Here is a 14,300-nt window from a genome sequence, read left to right as displayed (position 1 = left end):
GCGACGCTTACTCTGCGGAAGTGCACCGCTCCGTCCCGCCATGACGAACGCGGCACCGCCACCGCACCCAACCACCCTTCACCGAAACGGAGTTGACGCATGCCCGAAAGTGAACCCTGGGAGTACACGCTCTACATCCCGAACGACGTCCGAGCCGTCACGGTGGCCCGCCGCACCCTCCGCCTGATCCTGACGATGCACGGCCTGATCCGGCTGACGGACACCGCGGAGCTGCTCGCGGCGGAGTTGGTCTCCAACGCCGTACGGCATACGAAGGGGCCGTCGGCGTTGCGGGTGCGCTGGGCGGCGGGGGTGCTGCGGATCGGGGCGTGGGACGCGGACCCCGAACCGCCCGAGCCACCAGGGGAGTTGGATGTACTGGGGGAGGGTGGGCGGGGGCTGACCCTGGTGAAGGCGTGCGCCGACCTGTGGGGGTGGCAGCCGCTGGCCAGACACGGCAACCGGGGGAAGTACGTGTGGTGCGAGCTGGCCGCGGCCTGACCCGGTGCGGTCAGACGTGGTACTCGGGAGGGAAGCCGGTCCAGCGCAGCTCCGAGGGCAGATGACGCATGTCGTTCGTGACGAGGACGGAGGCTGCTCGACCGGGCGCGTAACGGATGACCGTGAGTGCCGCGTTGGCGTGGTTGAGGCCGAGCCAGCGCCACGGCGGGGCGTACATGGCGTCCCGGACCAGCCAGGCGACGAGGAAGTTGTGGGTGACGACCAGCTCGTGCCGGTCCTCCCCGCCGTCCACCGGTCCGGTGAACAGCTCAAGGGCCCGGCGGGCGAGCGCGGCGCCCTGCTCCCGTTCGTCTTCGGTGGTGTCGGCGAGGAAGCGGAGGTAGAAGTCCGCCGCTTCGGGCGGGAGTTCGTGCCTGGGGGGAACATGGGGCACGTAGTCGCCGGCGACTTCCGAGGAGAGCAGGGGGACGTTCTTCAGCTGGTCGTGGATCAGGTGGGCGGTCTGTGCCGCGCGCGGCAGCGGGCCGTGGTGAACGGCCGCGAAGGGGATGTCCCGGAGGCGGCGCCCGAGCAGGGTGGCCTGCTGTCGGCCGGCCCCGGTCAGTCCGCTCTCGTCCGGCAACGCTTCCCCGTGCCGGACGAGATAGAGGTAACGGGTGGCTGTGCCGGTCGTCTCAAGCTGCACGGTGAACGGTCTCCTCGACCTGTGGATCTGGCGTGATCATGGTCACTCTGGCCCGGGGAAAGCATGTGGGGCCCTTGTGGACTGCGTAAAGACCGCTTGAAACTCTCCTCGCTCTTGTTCACGAACATGGGGGGTCCCGTGCGTCCGGCACGTCCACTTGGTGTCGTCGCCGGCTTCGGGTCGGCCGCTGTCCTGACCGCCCTGTGCCTGGGCGGATGCTCGGCCGACGCCTCGGGTGCGGGCCGTTCGCCCACGCGTTCGGGGTCGCCGATGGCGGAGGTCCTCAAGGCCGAGCACGCGGCGTCCCCCTCGGCGTCCCCCTCGCTCAGCGCATCCCCCTCCGTGTCTCCCACGCCTTCGACGCCCCCGTCGTCCACGCCGACACGGCGGGCGCCGATCTCCTCGTCCCCGTCGGGTGGGGCCGGGGGATCGGCCCGGACCGGTGGTTCCGGCACGGCGGGGGGTGGTTCGGGTGGTGGATCCGGCACCGTCCCCCAGAACCCCAACCGTGGCCCGACGCCTCCCCCCGCGCCGCCCCGGCCGACCCCCACGCCCGAGTGGAGTTCGGGTGCCTGGCGGCCCGGCGATCCCGTGGAGACGACCGCTCCGGTGATGACGCCCGGTCAGAGCTGACCGCGAGGGTGTCGGGAGGATCGTAGAGTGCCCGGATGAGCATCATCGGGGTCGGTATCGACGTCGCCGAGATCGAGCGGTTCGCGGCGTCGCTGGAGCGTACGCCCGGGATGGCCCGGCGGCTCTTCCTGGACAGTGAGCTGCTGCTGCCCAGCGGGGAGCGGCGGGGGATCGCCTCGCTCGCCGCCCGGTTCGCCGCGAAGGAGGCCCTGGCCAAGGCGCTCGGCGCGCCGGCCGGGCTGCACTGGACCGATGCCGAGGTGTTCGTGGAGGACAGCGGGCAGCCCCGGCTGCGGGTCACCGGGACCGTCGCCGCGCGGGCCGCCGCGCTCGGGGTGCGGTCGTGGCACGTGTCGCTCAGCCATGACGCCGGGGTCGCGTCGGCCGTGGTGATCGCGGAGGGATGACCGCCGGGCGTGCCGTCCCGGCTCTCAGGCGGCCTGGTCCCATTCCGTGCGGACGTCGTTCCCGGTCCGTGGGTCACTGCCGCCGCCGACCGACTTCTCGCGAGCGCGCAGCACCGCCCAGGCGACGGCGGATGCGCAGGTGAGGCAGGAGGGCAGCTGCCAGAGCGCGTCCCACCAGCCGAGGCGCGGGGAGGCGGTGAGGTCCACCGCGGCCGCGGCCCAGGCGGCCGCCAGACTCCAGCACAGCAGGCGTCCGGCCCAGCGGACGGCCAGGGTGATGCCTCCGACGGGTCTGTCCGGATCGGTCATCGCGCGAACGTCCTCCACGGGATGGGCGACCGCCGCGGATGCGGCTGCGCTCGCCGAAACGCCCTCAGTGTGCGTTTTGCGGAGCGTTTCGCACAGGGGTGGGAAGGGGTGGGCGTGACGTCTGAGACGACCTCAGGTCCGGGCATATGCCCACAAGTACGTGATGGTGCCTGGTGAGCGCTTACGGTTCGGGTGGGGGGCGAGAGTGAATCTGGCCGGAAGTGAACGCACCGGACCGCATTCTTCCGCCTGAACCGGTTGAGAATGCGCTTTCAGGCACCCGTATTTGCCCGTCGGCGGCCGGAACTGATCGTTCCGGCCTCTCCCGGCGGTGTCGCCCTTCAGGTCGCCTTCGCCCGGGCCCGTCCCGTTCATCTCCGCCCGTGACGGGGGAGACTCGGATCCATGCGTACTGCGTACAACGTGGAGACGGTCAGGGCCGCCGAGCGGGAGCTGATGGCGCGGCTGCCGGAGGGCGCGCTGATGCAGCGGGCGGCGGCCGGGCTCGCCGCCGCCTGCGCCGACCTGCTGGGGCGGGTGTACGGCCGCAGGGTCGTGCTGCTCGTCGGGAGCGGCGACAACGGCGGGGACGCCCTCTACGCGGGAGCCCGGCTGGCGCGGCGGGGCGCCGGCGTGGCCGCCGTGCTGCTCGCGCCCGAGCGTGCCCACTCGGCGGGTCTGGCCGCGCTGCGGCGGGCCGGGGGGCGGGCCGTGGGGGTCGAGGGCGCCGAGCGGCTGATCGAGCAGGCCGACCTCCTCCTCGACGGGATCGTCGGGATCGGCGGCAAGGGCGGGCTGCGGCCCGACGCGGCCCGGCTGGCCGAGGTCGCCGAGCGGGCCCGCGCCGCCGTCGTCGCCGTCGATCTGCCGAGCGGTGTCGACGCCGACACCGGGGAGGTGCGGGGGGCGGCCGTACGCGCCGACCTGACCGTCACCTTCGGGACGCACAAGCCGGGTCTGCTGATCGATCCCGCGCGGGAGCACGCGGGGTCGGTGCGGCTCGTCGACATCGGGCTGTCCCTTCCCCCGCAGGCCGAACTGGAGGCGCTGCAACACGCCGACGTACGGCGGCTGTTGCCGGTGCCGGGCGGGGAGAGCGACAAGTACCGGCGCGGAGTCGTCGGGATCGCCGCCGGGTCCGCGCGGTATCCGGGAGCCGCCGTGCTCGCCGTGTACGGGGCGCTGCGGGGCGGCGCCGGGGCCGTGCGGTACGTCGGGCCCGCCGCGGACGCCGTGATCGCCCGCTTCCCCGAGACGCTCGTCTCCGACCGGGGGCCGAGGCACGCCGGGCGGGTGCAGGCGTGGGTGGTCGGACCGGGGGCCGGGGACGACGCCTCGGCCGTGGGCGAGGTGCTGGCGTCGGAGGTGCCGGTGCTCGTCGACGCGGACGGGCTGCGCCTCGCCGACCGGGACGCCGTACGCGCGCGTACCGCGCCGACCCTCATGACCCCGCACGCCGGAGAGGCCGCCGCGCTCCTCGGGGTGCCGCGCGAGGAGGTCGAGGGGGCCCGGCTGGCCTCGGCGCGGGAACTCGCCGGGCGCTACGGCGCGACGGTGCTGCTCAAGGGCTCGACCACGCTGGTCGCCGACGCGGGCGGCGGCGCCGTACGCGTGAACCCGACCGGGACGGCATGGCTGGCCACCGCCGGCAGCGGGGATGTCCTGTCCGGCCTCGCGGGGTCCCTGCTCGCGTCCGGGCTGAGCGCCCTGGACGCCGGAAGCGTGGGCGCCTACCTGCACGGCCTCGCCGGCCGGTTCGCGGCGGACGGGGCGCCGGTGGGGGCGCACGACGTGGCCGAGGCGGTGCCGGCGGCCTGGCGGGACGTCACGGACGCGTGAGGGGAGACCGGTCGCGCGCCGGTGACCCGCGCGGGGCCGGTGCCACCGGTGACGGCGAAACATGCCCCCGCCGCTGCCCCCCGGCAACCGCCCGCCACGTCACGGACCGGCAAACGGACGAGTGGCCGCCAACTAGTACCTGATGGGACCAATACCGCTCGGCCGAATATGCGGAGCCGAAAGGGCGATGTTTCGCTGGCCGCATGGATGAGCCAAAGATACGAGGCACCAGCCGGCGTGAATTGCTGGGAGGAGCCGCAGTCGTTCTGGGGAGTCCCGTTCTCGGTTTCCGCGGGGACCACCCGGAACCCTTAGAGGAAGAGCCCGGCGGCAACTGCGGCAGCGACTACGACGCGGAATTCGAGGAGCAACTCGCGGGCGTCGAGGATGTCGAGGTCAGCGACCGCGCCCTCGCACCGGCCAAATGGAGTCGCCCCATCCGGAAGCGGGCCAGGGTGACCATGCGCTACGGGGTGCGGGGAAACTGGCTGGCCGGTTACCACACCGGAGTGGATCTTGCCGTGGCGAAGGGGACCCCGGTTTACGCCGTGGGCACCGGCGTCGTCGTCCTGGCCAGCTGGTCGGGGTCGTACGGAAAGGCCGTGACGATCAAGCTGAGCGATTCCCGGTACGTCCTCTACGCCCACCTGTCGCGCATCTCGGTCGCACGGGGCGCCAAGGTCAAGGCCGGCACCCGGCTCGGGAGCAGCGGCGCCACCGGACGCGCCACCGGCCCGCACCTGCACTTCGAGGTGCGCGCCCGGCGCCCGTACGGCTCCGACATCGACCCGGTGAAGTACCTGGCCCGGCACGGTCTGATCCTCTGACCCGCCCGATCCCCCGACCCGCGCGGACACCCGCCTGTCGCGCGCGTGGGTGCGTCCTGGGTGCATCCCGGGACGTGCTCATCGGCGGTGTCGGTGGCCTCTGAGACACTGGGGGCGCCATGAACGAGACAGCAACTGCCCCGACCGCACCGCTGCGTGCCCGCGCCGAGATCGACCTGGCCGCGCTGCGGGCCAACGTGCGGGCCCTGCGCGCCCACGCGCCGGGCGCCGCCGTCATGGCCGTGGTCAAGTCCGACGCGTACGGCCACGGCGCGGTGCCCTGTGCCCGCGCCGCGGTCGAGGCGGGCGCGCGCTGGCTCGGGACCGCCACGCCGGAGGAGGCTCTGGCGCTGCGCGAGGCCGGGCTGCCGGGGCGGATCATGTGCTGGCTGTGGACGCCCGGCGGCCCCTGGCGGGAGGCGATCGAGGCCGACCTCGACGTCTCCGTCAGCGGGCTGTGGGCGCTGCGGGAGCTCGTCGCGGCGGCCCGCGAAGCCGGCGTCCCCGCGCGCGTGCAGCTCAAGGCCGACACCGGTCTCGGGCGCAACGGCTGCCAGCCGGGCGAGGACTGGGCCGAGCTGGTCGCCGAGGCCCTGCGCGCCCAGTCCGAAGGACTTCTCACCGTCACCGGCCTCTGGTCGCACTTCGCCTGCGCCGACGAGCCGGGGCATCCCTCGATCGCCGCCCAGCTCACCCTCTTCCGGGAGATGCTGGCGTACGCCGAGGGCCGGGGCGTGCGCCCCGAGGTGCGCCACATCGCCAACTCGCCCGCCACGCTCACCCTTCCGGAGAGCCACTTCGACCTGGTCCGCACCGGCATCGCGACCTACGGCATCTCGCCGAGCCCCGAGCTCGGCGTCCCCGCCGACTTCGGACTGCGCCCGGTGATGACGTTGTCGGCGTCGATCGCGCTGGTCAAGCGGGTCCCGGGCGGCCATGGCGTCAGCTACGGCCATCACTACGTCACCCCCGGTGAAACCACCCTCGGCCTCGTGCCGGTCGGCTATGCGGACGGCATCCCGCGGCACGCCTCCGGGGCCGGACCGGTCCTGGTCGACGGCAAGTGGCGTACGGTCGCCGGGCGGATCGCCATGGACCAGTTCGTCGTGGACCTCGGCGGCGACGAGCCGCCCACCGGCACCCGGGCCGTGCTCTTCGGCCCCGGCGACCGCGGCGAGCCCACCGCCGAGGACTGGGCGCAGGCCGCGGGCACCATCGCCTACGAAATCGTGACCCGCATCGGAACACGCGTTCCCCGCGTCTATGTGAACGAGGAACAAGCGGGGTAACCGCACAGTGCGCGTCAGAACAGCCAGTCGTGCGACACCGGTATCACCCGACCCAGTGAACAGGAGCGGTACGTGAGCGAGAGCAGTGCGGAGGCCGTCGTCGACGCCGCCGCGTCGGTGGCCCTCGCCTCCGCGACGGGGGCGGGTGCCGGCTGGCGCCGGGCGACCGGGATCGCCGGCGCCGCGATAGGCGTGATCGCCGCCGGCGCGGCGGCGGGCGTGGCCCTGGAGCGGCTCACCGTCGGGCGCGGGATGCGGCAGCGGGCGCGGCTCGCCCTGGACTCGACCGGGCCGTACGGCTCCCTGCGCGGCACCCCCGGCAAGGCGTACGCCGACGACGGCACCGAGCTGTACTACGAGGTCGACGACGTCGACCCGGAGGCGGTGCCCGCGCTGTCGCCGCGCCGGCGCCGGCTGTTCGGGCGCAAGGCCCCCGCGCCCGTCACCGTCGTCTTCAGCCACGGGTACTGCCTCAGCCAGGACTCCTGGCACTTCCAGCGGGCGGCGCTGCGCGGTGTCGTACGGACCGTGCACTGGGACCAGCGCAGCCACGGGCGGTCCGGGCGGGGTGTGCGGCAGGTGCAGGACGGGGTGCCGGTCGACATCGAGCAGCTCGGGCAGGACCTGAAGGCCGTCATCGACGCGGCCGTGCCCGAGGGGCCGATCGTGCTCGTCGGGCACTCCATGGGCGGGATGACCGTCATGGCCCTGGCCGACCGGTACCCCGAGCTGATCCGGGACCGGGTGGTCGCGGTGGCCCTGGTCGGCACGTCGTCCGGACGGCTCGGCGAGGTCAACTTCGGGCTGCCCGTCGCGGGCGTCAACGCCGTGCGGCGGGTGCTGCCGGGCGTCCTCAAGGCGCTGGGGCAGCGGGCCGACCTGGTGGAGAAGGGACGGCGGGCCACCGCCGACCTGTTCGCCGGGATCATCAAGCGGTACTCCTTCGCCTCCCGGGACGTCGACCCGGCCGTCGTCCGGTTCGCCGAGCGGATGATCGAGGGCACCCCGATCGACGTCGTCGCCGAGTACTACCCGGCGTTCGACAGCCACGACAAGACCGCCGCCCTCGTCCACTTCGCGGACAAGCCGGTGCTGGTCCTCGCCGGGGTGGGCGACATGGTCACGCCCAGCGAGCACAGCGAGGCGATCGCCTCCCTGCTGCCGGAGGCGGAGCTGGTGCTGGTCCCCGACGCCGGTCACCTCGTCATGCTGGAACACCCGGAAGCGGTCACCGACCGCCTCGCCGACCTGCTCACCCGCGCGGGCGCGGTGCCCGCAGGGGCTACCGTTGGCGGTTATGGAAGCAGTACCGCGCAACCCGGTTGAGACCGAGCTGACCGTCACCTCCCCCGAGCAGATGCGCGAGCTGGGCCTGAAGCTCGCCAAGCTGCTGCGCGCCGGGGACCTCGTGATGCTCAGCGGGGAACTCGGCGCGGGCAAGACGACACTGACCCGCGGACTCGGTGAGGGCCTCGGGGTGCGGGGGGCCGTCACCTCGCCGACCTTCGTGATCGCCCGGGTGCATCCCTCCCTGGGGGACGGGCCGCCGCTGGTCCACGTGGACGCGTACCGGCTGGGCGGCGGGCTCGACGAGATGGAGGACCTCGATCTCGACGTGTCGCTGCCGGAGTCGGTGATCGTCGTGGAGTGGGGCGAGGGCAAGGTCGAGGAACTGACCGAGGACCGGCTCCAGGTGCAGATCCACCGCGCGGTCGGTGACACCACCGACGAGGTGCGGCACGTGACGTTCACTCCGGTCGGGGAGCGGTGGGCGACCGCCGACCTCGGCGTGCTCACCGCCTGAGTACCGCGCGTTTCCGCGCGTTTCCGTGAACGTTCCGACAATCCGTCGGCAAGATGTTGCCTTGGATGTCCTGTGCGTGGTCACATGGTACCCAGCTCGTGGTTAGGTCTACCTAACTACGCCGCCCCCGAACTTCAGGAGGCGTCCATGTCGGCCACCGAGAAGCGGTCCAAGCCGCAGCCGTACGCGCTCGTCGGCGGTGTGTCCATGCGTGATCTGCTGGCGTCCTGCGCGGCGGCGGAGGCCGTCTCCACGCCCCCGCGGGTGCCCGATCCGGGGACGGCGCGGGCGGCCGCCGCCGAGCGTCCCCAGGCGGCCTGAGCGGGGTCAGTGGATCACCGCGACCCGCGCCCCGATCGTCGCGAAGCCCCACATCGCGTCGCCGTCCCGGCGTGACTCCCGGATGCCGCCGGTGGGCACCGCGGTCGCGGTGGCGCCGGCTCCCGCCTCCCGCACCGCCGCGCTGAAGCCGATCACCACGCCGTCGACGCTGGTGAAGCGGACCACGTGCTCGATCGGGATGCCGTCGGTGCCGGTCACCGAGTTCGAGCGGGAGGTGACCTCGTAGACGCCGGGGGCGGGGTCGATGGTGCCGGGGGTGACCTCGAAGGTGCGGATGACATGGTCGCCGGAGGCGACCAGCCAGACGCGGTTGTCGTCCAGGGAGTACACGACCCGTTCGCCGGCGCCGGAGCCCGGCGGGAGGGCGGCGGGGTCCAGCTTGTCGCGGGGGACCTTGGAGGCGATGGCCGCGGAGGTGCTTCCGGCCGCTGTCCTGGTGGGGACCGTCGCGGCGGCCTGATAGGCGAGGAAGCCGACCGTCGCGAGGGCCGCTGCGGTGAGGGCGGTCACGAAGGTCGCATTGCTGGTTGCCACCGGTCACCTCTTGAGTACTTGGTCCTGATTTGTGGCGACCGTAGCAGGTCGGCGAGCGGGTCCCGTGCCGTCGCGGTCGGCCGCGCACACGCGGCGGCGCCGCCCCCCCGGTACCCCCTTCGAGCCCCGGTTGCGGCCTGCGGCCGCTCAGGTCCTCCCGGAGCCGTAGGCTGTTTGCGTGCTCTTGCTCGCTCTGGATACCGCCACCCCCGCCGTGACCGTCGCCCTGCATGACGGGCGGGACGTCGTCGCCTCGTTCCGTCAGGTGGACGCGCGTCGGCACGGGGAGCTGTTGTTGCCGGCCGTCGACCGGGTGCTCTCGGACGCGGGGGTGAAGCTGGACGCGGTCACCGGGATCGTCGTGGGAATCGGACCCGGGCCCTACACCGGACTGCGCGTCGGGCTCATGACCGCCGACACCTTCGGGCTCGCGCTCGGCATCCCGGTGCACGGGGTGTGCACCCTGGACGGACTCGCCCACGAGGCCGACGTCGAGGGCCCCTTCGTCGTGGCGACCGACGCGCGGCGCAAGGAGGTCTACTGGGCCACCTACTCCGACCCGCGCACCCGCGTGAGCGAGCCCGCGGTGGACCGGCCCGCCGACATCGCCGAGCAGGTCGAGGGGCTGCCCGCGGTCGGCGCCGGGGCGCTGCTCTACCCCGACATCTTCCCGGACGCCCGCGAGCCCGAGCACGTGTCGGCCGCCGCGCTCGCCGCCCTCGCCGCCGAGCGGATCGAGGCCGGGCAGGACCTGCCGGCCCCGCGGCCGCTGTATCTGCGGCGGCCCGACGCGCAGGTGCCCAAGAACTACAAGGTGGTCACCCCCAAGTGACCACACCCGTGAATCCCGTGCTGCGTGAGATGCGCTGGTGGGACATCGACCCCGTGCTGGAGCTGGAGAAGGACCTCTTCCCGGAGGACGCCTGGTCCCGCGGCATGTTCTGGTCCGAACTCGCGCACTCCCGCGGGCCCGAGGCCACCCGGCGCTACGTGGTGGCCGAGGAGGGCGAGCGGATCGTGGGCTACGCCGGGCTCGCCTCCGCCGGTGAGCTGGCCGACGTCCAGACGATCGCGGTCGCCCGCGACCACTGGGGCACCGGACTCGGCTCGGTGCTGCTGACCGAGCTGCTGCGGGCCGCGACGGCCTTCGAGTGCGCCGAAGTGATGCTGGAGTGCCGGATCGACAACATCCGCGCCCAGAAGCTCTACGAGCGCTTCGGCTTCGAGGCCATCGGGTTCCGCCGCGGCTACTACCAGCCGGGCAACGTGGACGCCCTGGTCATGCGACTGACCACAGCATCCGACAGCGGCTCCGCCGCGGTGTCGACATCCGAACGAGGAACCGAGATCAATGGCTGACGAACCGCTTGTCCTGGGCATCGAGACCTCCTGTGACGAGACCGGCGTCGGCATCGTCCGGGGGACCACCCTGCTGGCCGACGCCATCGCGTCCAGCGTCGACGAGCACGCCCGGTTCGGTGGCGTGGTGCCGGAGGTGGCCAGCAGGGCGCACCTGGAGGCGATGGTGCCGACCGTCGAGCGCGCCCTGAAGGAGGCCGGTGTCTCCGCGAAGGACCTCGACGGCATCGCCGTCACCGCGGGCCCCGGACTCGCCGGCGCGCTGCTCGTCGGGGTGTCCGCCGCGAAGGCGTACGCCTACGCGCTCGGCAAGCCCCTGTACGGCGTCAACCACCTCGCCTCGCACATCTGCGTCGACCAGCTGGAGCACGGGGCGCTGCCCGAGCCGACGATGGCGCTGCTGGTCTCCGGCGGGCACTCCTCGCTGCTGCTGTCGAGCGACATCACCTCCGACGTCCGGCCGATGGGCGCGACCATCGACGACGCGGCCGGCGAGGCCTTCGACAAGATCGCCCGGGTGCTGAACCTCGGCTTCCCGGGCGGCCCGGTCATCGACCGGTACGCGCGCGAGGGCGACCCCTCGGCGATCGCGTTCCCGCGCGGACTGACCGGGCCGCGCGACCCGGCGTACGACTTCTCCTTCTCCGGACTGAAGACGGCGGTCGCCCGCTGGATCGAGGCCAAGCGGGCCGCGGGTGAGGAGGTGCCGGTGCGTGACGTGGCGGCCTCCTTCCAGGAGGCGGTGGTGGACGTGCTGACCCGCAAGGCCGTGCGCGCCTGCAAGGACGAGGGCGTCGACCACCTGATGATCGGCGGCGGTGTGGCCGCCAACTCCCGGCTGCGGGCCCTGGCCCAGGAGCGCTGCGAGGCCGCCGGGATCCGCCTGCGGGTCCCGCGGCCCAAGCTGTGCACCGACAACGGCGCGATGGTCGCCGCCCTCGGCGCGGAGATGGTGGCCCGGGGCCGCCCCGCCTCCAGCTGGGACCTCTCCGCCGACTCCTCCCTGCCGGTGACCGACCCGCACGTGCCGGGCCACGACCATGTGCACGAGGTCAGCAAGGAGAACCTCTACTCGTGACCGTCGCGCTGATGTGGGAGGCCCGGGCGGTCGAGGGCCGCGGCGAGGAGTTGCTGGCCTGGGCCCGCCGACAGGAGCTTGCCGTACGGCCGTTGCGGCGCGAGACCTTCCGGGCGCCGCAGGACCGCGTCCTCGTCATCACGTGGTGGGACGCGGCCTACGACGCCGAGCTGCCCGAACTCCCGGAGCCGGGCGCTGACTTGGTCACGCGGGCCGTGCACCGGTGGCGGTTCGAGACGGTGGCGGACTGAGCCGGTAGGCCGGGCTCAGTCCGCCGGCTCTGTCCCGCAGCGCGGTCGACGGTCCGGGCCCAGCTCCCGCGCCGGGCCTGCGTGCTCGACGCCGGCACTGGGCCGTGCATCGGTGGTGGGCCGGGTTCAGCCGGTCACCTCCGTCTCGCAGCGCAGCCGGCGGTCCGGGCCGACCTCTCGTGCCGGGCCTGTGAGACGTAGCGGTGCGGTGTGGCGGACCTGTGCGCTCGACGCCGACAGCCTGAGCTCCAGGTCGCCCGGTTCGACGACGCGGCGGCCCCTGCGGTCGGTGAAGGCCGACAGTTCGGCGTGGAAGTTGAAGGTCACGCGGCGGGACGCACCCGGCTCCAGTTCCAGCCGCTGGTAACCGATCAGGCGGACGTCCGGGCGGGTCACCGAGGCCACCGGGTCGTGCAGATACAGCTGGACGACCTCGGCACCCGCCCGGCCCCCCGCGTTGCGCACGGTCAGCGACACGTCGTACGTGCCGTCCGTGCCGATCTCCGCCGGTGTCCCGCCCGTGAAGTCCTCCCACACGAACTCCGTGTAGGAGCGCCCGTGTCCGAAGGCGTACAGCGGGGTCGGGTCCAGGTTGCTGACCTCGCCCGCGAGGCCGAGCGGCGGCTGGAGGTAGGTCCACGGCTGGCCGCCGGGCACCCGCGGCACGCTCACCGGAAGGCGGCCCGAGGGGTTGACCCGGCCCGACAGCACGCCCGCGACGGCCGGGCCGCCCTCCTCGCCGGGGAAGAAGGCCTGAACCACCGCGCCGAGCCGGCCGTCCCAGCGGCCGAGCGCGTAGGGGCGGCCGGTCAGCAGGACCAGCACGACCGGGACGCCGGTGGCGACCAGCGAGTCCAGCAACTCACCCTGCACGCCCGGCAGCCGGAGGTCCGTCACATCGCAGCCCTCGCCCGAGGTGCCCCGGCCGAACAGGCCCGCCCGGTCGCCGAGCACCGCCACGCAGACGTCCGCCTCGGCCGTCCGGGCCACCGCCTCCTCGAAGCCCCCGGTGTCCGGGTCGTCGACCCCGCAGCCCTCGGTGAACGTCACCTTGGCGTCGGGAAGTTCGGTGCGCAGCGCCTGGAGGACCGTGGGGATCTCGATGCCCGTGGGGATGTCGGGGTGGTGGGTGAGGACATGGGAGGGGAAGGAGTAGCAGCCCAGCATGGCGAGGGCGTCGGCGGCGCGGGGGCCGACCACCGCGATCCGGGTGTCCGGGGCCAGCGGGAGCAGGCCGTCCGGGTTGTCGAGGAGGACCACCGACTCCTCGGCGAGGCGGCGGGCCAGGGCCCGGTTCGCCGTCGAGTCGAGGTCGATCCGCTCGGTGGGCTCCGGGCTCCAGTTCGCGTCCAGGAGGCCCAGCTCACACTTCTGGAGCAGGACCCGGCGGGCCGCCCGGTCGATCAGCGCCTCGGGGATCTCGCCCGCGCGGACGGCCTCGATCAGGGGGGTGCCGTAGCACTTGAGGGTGGGCAGTTCGACGTCGAGGCCCGCCGCCAGGGCCGCGTGCGCCGCGCCCGCCTCGGTGCCGGCGATCCGGTGCTGGGTCTGCAGGAAGCCGACGCCGAAGTAGTCGGCGACCACCGTGCCGGTGAACCCCCACTCCTCGCGCAGCAGTTCGGTCAGCAGGCCGGGGTCGGCGGAGGCCGGGACGCCGTCGGTGTCGGTGTACGCGGCCATCACCGAACGCGCCCCGCCCTCGCGCAGCGCGAACTCGAAGGGCGGCAGGGTGATGTCGGCGAACTCGCGCACGCCCGCGCGCACGGGCGCGAGGTTGCGGGCGCCGGCCGAGGAGGCGTACCCGGCGAAGTGCTTGAGCGTGGCGACGATCCCGGCCGACTCCAGGCCGCGGACGTAGGCGGCGCCGATCGTGCCCACCAGGTACGGGTCCTCGCCGATCGTCTCCTCGACCCGTCCCCAGCGCGGGTCGCGGACGACGTCCAGAACGGGGGCCAGGCCCTGGTGGACGCCGACCGCGCGCAGGTCGCGGCCGATGGCGCCGGCCATCTCCTCGACCAGCCCGGCGTCCCAGCTCGCGCCCCAGGCGAGCGGGACCGGGTAGGCGGTGGCCTGCCAGGTGGTGAAGCCGGCCAGGCACTCCTCGTGGGCCAGGGCCGGGATGCCGAAGCGGCCTGCCTCGGCGATACGGCGCTGGGCGCGGGCCAGTGCCTGCGCGCCCAGCGCCGGGTCCACGGGGGCGGTGCCGAAGGGGCGGGTGAGCTGGCCGAGCCCCCGGGTGATCAGCTCGTCCCAGTCGTAGTCGGCGGTCATCTCGCGCTGGAGGGGGGCGACTCCGTCCCCGTCCGTGCTGGCGCCCACCCACACGCCGTAGAGCTGGGCGGTCTTCTCCTCCAGGGTCATCCGGGAGAGCAGGTCGTCGACGCGGGCGGAGGCGGTCAGGGCGGGGTCACGCCAGGGCGCGGTGGTCATGTAACTCCTGTCGGGCTCGACTGTCAGGTCGACGACCTCGCGAATGTTTCG

The 14,300-nt window shown here is 73.5% G+C and carries 16 protein-coding genes; 12 read left to right on the top strand and 4 right to left on the bottom strand.

The features are described from left to right. Positions 1-99: 99 nt before the first annotated feature. Positions 100-501, top strand: a complete 402-nt coding sequence (locus tag AQI94_RS10810) for an ATP-binding protein (RefSeq protein WP_031049009.1) — start codon at positions 100-102, stop codon at positions 499-501. 10 nt (positions 502-511) lie between these two features. Here the strand turns inward: AQI94_RS10810 and AQI94_RS10805 are convergent, their stop codons facing one another. Beyond that, entirely contained in the window at positions 512-1,147 is a 636-nt protein-coding gene (locus AQI94_RS10805; RefSeq protein ID WP_031049007.1) for a histidine phosphatase family protein, read from the bottom strand. 668 nt (positions 1,148-1,815) lie between these two features. Between AQI94_RS10805 and AQI94_RS10800 the strand changes: the two genes are divergently transcribed. Beyond that, positions 1,816-2,187, top strand: coding sequence for a holo-ACP synthase (locus tag AQI94_RS10800; protein ID WP_031049005.1), 372 nt, complete (start codon positions 1,816-1,818; stop codon positions 2,185-2,187). 24 nt (positions 2,188-2,211) lie between these two features. On the opposite strand, the gene AQI94_RS10795 is transcribed toward AQI94_RS10800, so the two are convergent. Next, positions 2,212-2,496: a hypothetical protein gene (locus tag AQI94_RS10795; RefSeq protein ID WP_031049004.1), complete on the bottom strand. Its 285-nt coding sequence runs from the start codon at positions 2,494-2,496 to the stop codon at positions 2,212-2,214. Between the two features lie 405 nt (positions 2,497-2,901). Here AQI94_RS10795 and AQI94_RS10790 point away from each other — a divergent pair, with 405 nt between their 5' ends. The 6 genes from AQI94_RS10790 (at position 2,902) to AQI94_RS45005 (ending at position 8,576) form a co-directional block, all read left to right on the top strand. Next, positions 2,902-4,335 carry an NAD(P)H-hydrate dehydratase gene (locus AQI94_RS10790; RefSeq protein ID WP_062229703.1) on the top strand — a complete coding sequence of 478 codons (1,434 nt, stop codon included), beginning with the start codon at positions 2,902-2,904 and terminating at the stop codon, positions 4,333-4,335. A gap of 203 nt (positions 4,336-4,538) precedes the next feature. Beyond that, complete coding sequence (locus AQI94_RS10785; RefSeq protein WP_031054369.1) at positions 4,539-5,162, top strand: M23 family metallopeptidase; 624 nt, start codon at positions 4,539-4,541, stop codon at positions 5,160-5,162. 119 nt (positions 5,163-5,281) lie between these two features. Further along, positions 5,282-6,451: an alanine racemase gene (gene alr / locus AQI94_RS10780; RefSeq protein WP_062229702.1), complete on the top strand. Its 1,170-nt coding sequence runs from the start codon at positions 5,282-5,284 to the stop codon at positions 6,449-6,451. 72 nt (positions 6,452-6,523) lie between these two features. Then, complete coding sequence (locus AQI94_RS10775; protein WP_062229701.1) at positions 6,524-7,777, top strand: alpha/beta fold hydrolase; 1,254 nt, start codon at positions 6,524-6,526, stop codon at positions 7,775-7,777. Beyond that, complete coding sequence (gene tsaE / locus AQI94_RS10770; protein ID WP_020118568.1) at positions 7,749-8,255, top strand: tRNA (adenosine(37)-N6)-threonylcarbamoyltransferase complex ATPase subunit type 1 TsaE; 507 nt, start codon at positions 7,749-7,751, stop codon at positions 8,253-8,255. Before AQI94_RS10775 ends, tsaE begins: the two co-directional genes overlap by 29 nt. 147 nt (positions 8,256-8,402) lie before the next feature. Beyond that, positions 8,403-8,576, top strand: a complete 174-nt coding sequence (locus AQI94_RS45005) for a hypothetical protein (RefSeq protein ID WP_167364494.1) — start codon at positions 8,403-8,405, stop codon at positions 8,574-8,576. A gap of 6 nt (positions 8,577-8,582) precedes the next feature. On the opposite strand, the gene AQI94_RS10765 is transcribed toward AQI94_RS45005, so the two are convergent. Further along, positions 8,583-9,131 carry a hypothetical protein gene (locus tag AQI94_RS10765; protein ID WP_031046912.1) on the bottom strand — a complete coding sequence of 183 codons (549 nt, stop codon included), beginning with the start codon at positions 9,129-9,131 and terminating at the stop codon, positions 8,583-8,585. A 178-nt stretch (positions 9,132-9,309) separates the two neighbouring features. Between AQI94_RS10765 and tsaB the strand changes: the two genes are divergently transcribed. Genes tsaB through AQI94_RS10745 form a run of 4 tightly spaced genes read left to right on the top strand, consistent with a single transcriptional unit; the run spans position 9,310 to position 11,819 of the window. Beyond that, the gene (gene tsaB, locus AQI94_RS10760; RefSeq protein ID WP_031046915.1) at positions 9,310-9,963 is read left to right on the top strand and encodes a tRNA (adenosine(37)-N6)-threonylcarbamoyltransferase complex dimerization subunit type 1 TsaB; all 654 of its coding nucleotides are present in this window, start codon (positions 9,310-9,312) and stop codon (positions 9,961-9,963) included. After that, on the top strand, positions 9,960-10,490 hold the full coding sequence (gene rimI / locus AQI94_RS10755) for a ribosomal protein S18-alanine N-acetyltransferase (RefSeq protein WP_031046918.1): 531 nt from the start codon (positions 9,960-9,962) through the stop codon (positions 10,488-10,490). The genes tsaB and rimI overlap by 4 nt, the downstream gene beginning before the upstream one ends. Beyond that, on the top strand, positions 10,483-11,568 hold the full coding sequence (gene tsaD / locus AQI94_RS10750) for a tRNA (adenosine(37)-N6)-threonylcarbamoyltransferase complex transferase subunit TsaD (protein WP_031046921.1): 1,086 nt from the start codon (positions 10,483-10,485) through the stop codon (positions 11,566-11,568). Before rimI ends, tsaD begins: the two co-directional genes overlap by 8 nt. Then, the gene (locus AQI94_RS10745; protein WP_031046923.1) at positions 11,565-11,819 is read left to right on the top strand and encodes a hypothetical protein; all 255 of its coding nucleotides are present in this window, start codon (positions 11,565-11,567) and stop codon (positions 11,817-11,819) included. The genes tsaD and AQI94_RS10745 overlap by 4 nt, the downstream gene beginning before the upstream one ends. Before the next feature lie 126 nt (positions 11,820-11,945). Here AQI94_RS10745 and AQI94_RS10740 read toward each other — a convergent pair whose 3' ends face one another. Next, entirely contained in the window at positions 11,946-14,249 is a 2,304-nt protein-coding gene (locus tag AQI94_RS10740) for a beta-xylosidase/alpha-l-arabinosidase (RefSeq protein ID WP_031046926.1), read from the bottom strand. Between the last annotated feature and the right edge of the window lie 51 nt (positions 14,250-14,300).

Origin of the sequence: Streptomyces pseudovenezuelae (assembly GCF_001513955.1) — a bacterium.
In the GTDB taxonomy this organism is placed as follows: domain Bacteria; phylum Actinomycetota; class Actinomycetes; order Streptomycetales; family Streptomycetaceae; genus Streptomyces; species Streptomyces pseudovenezuelae.
Note: the sequence above shows the minus strand (reverse complement) of the source record. Positions and strands in the feature narration are given on the sequence as shown.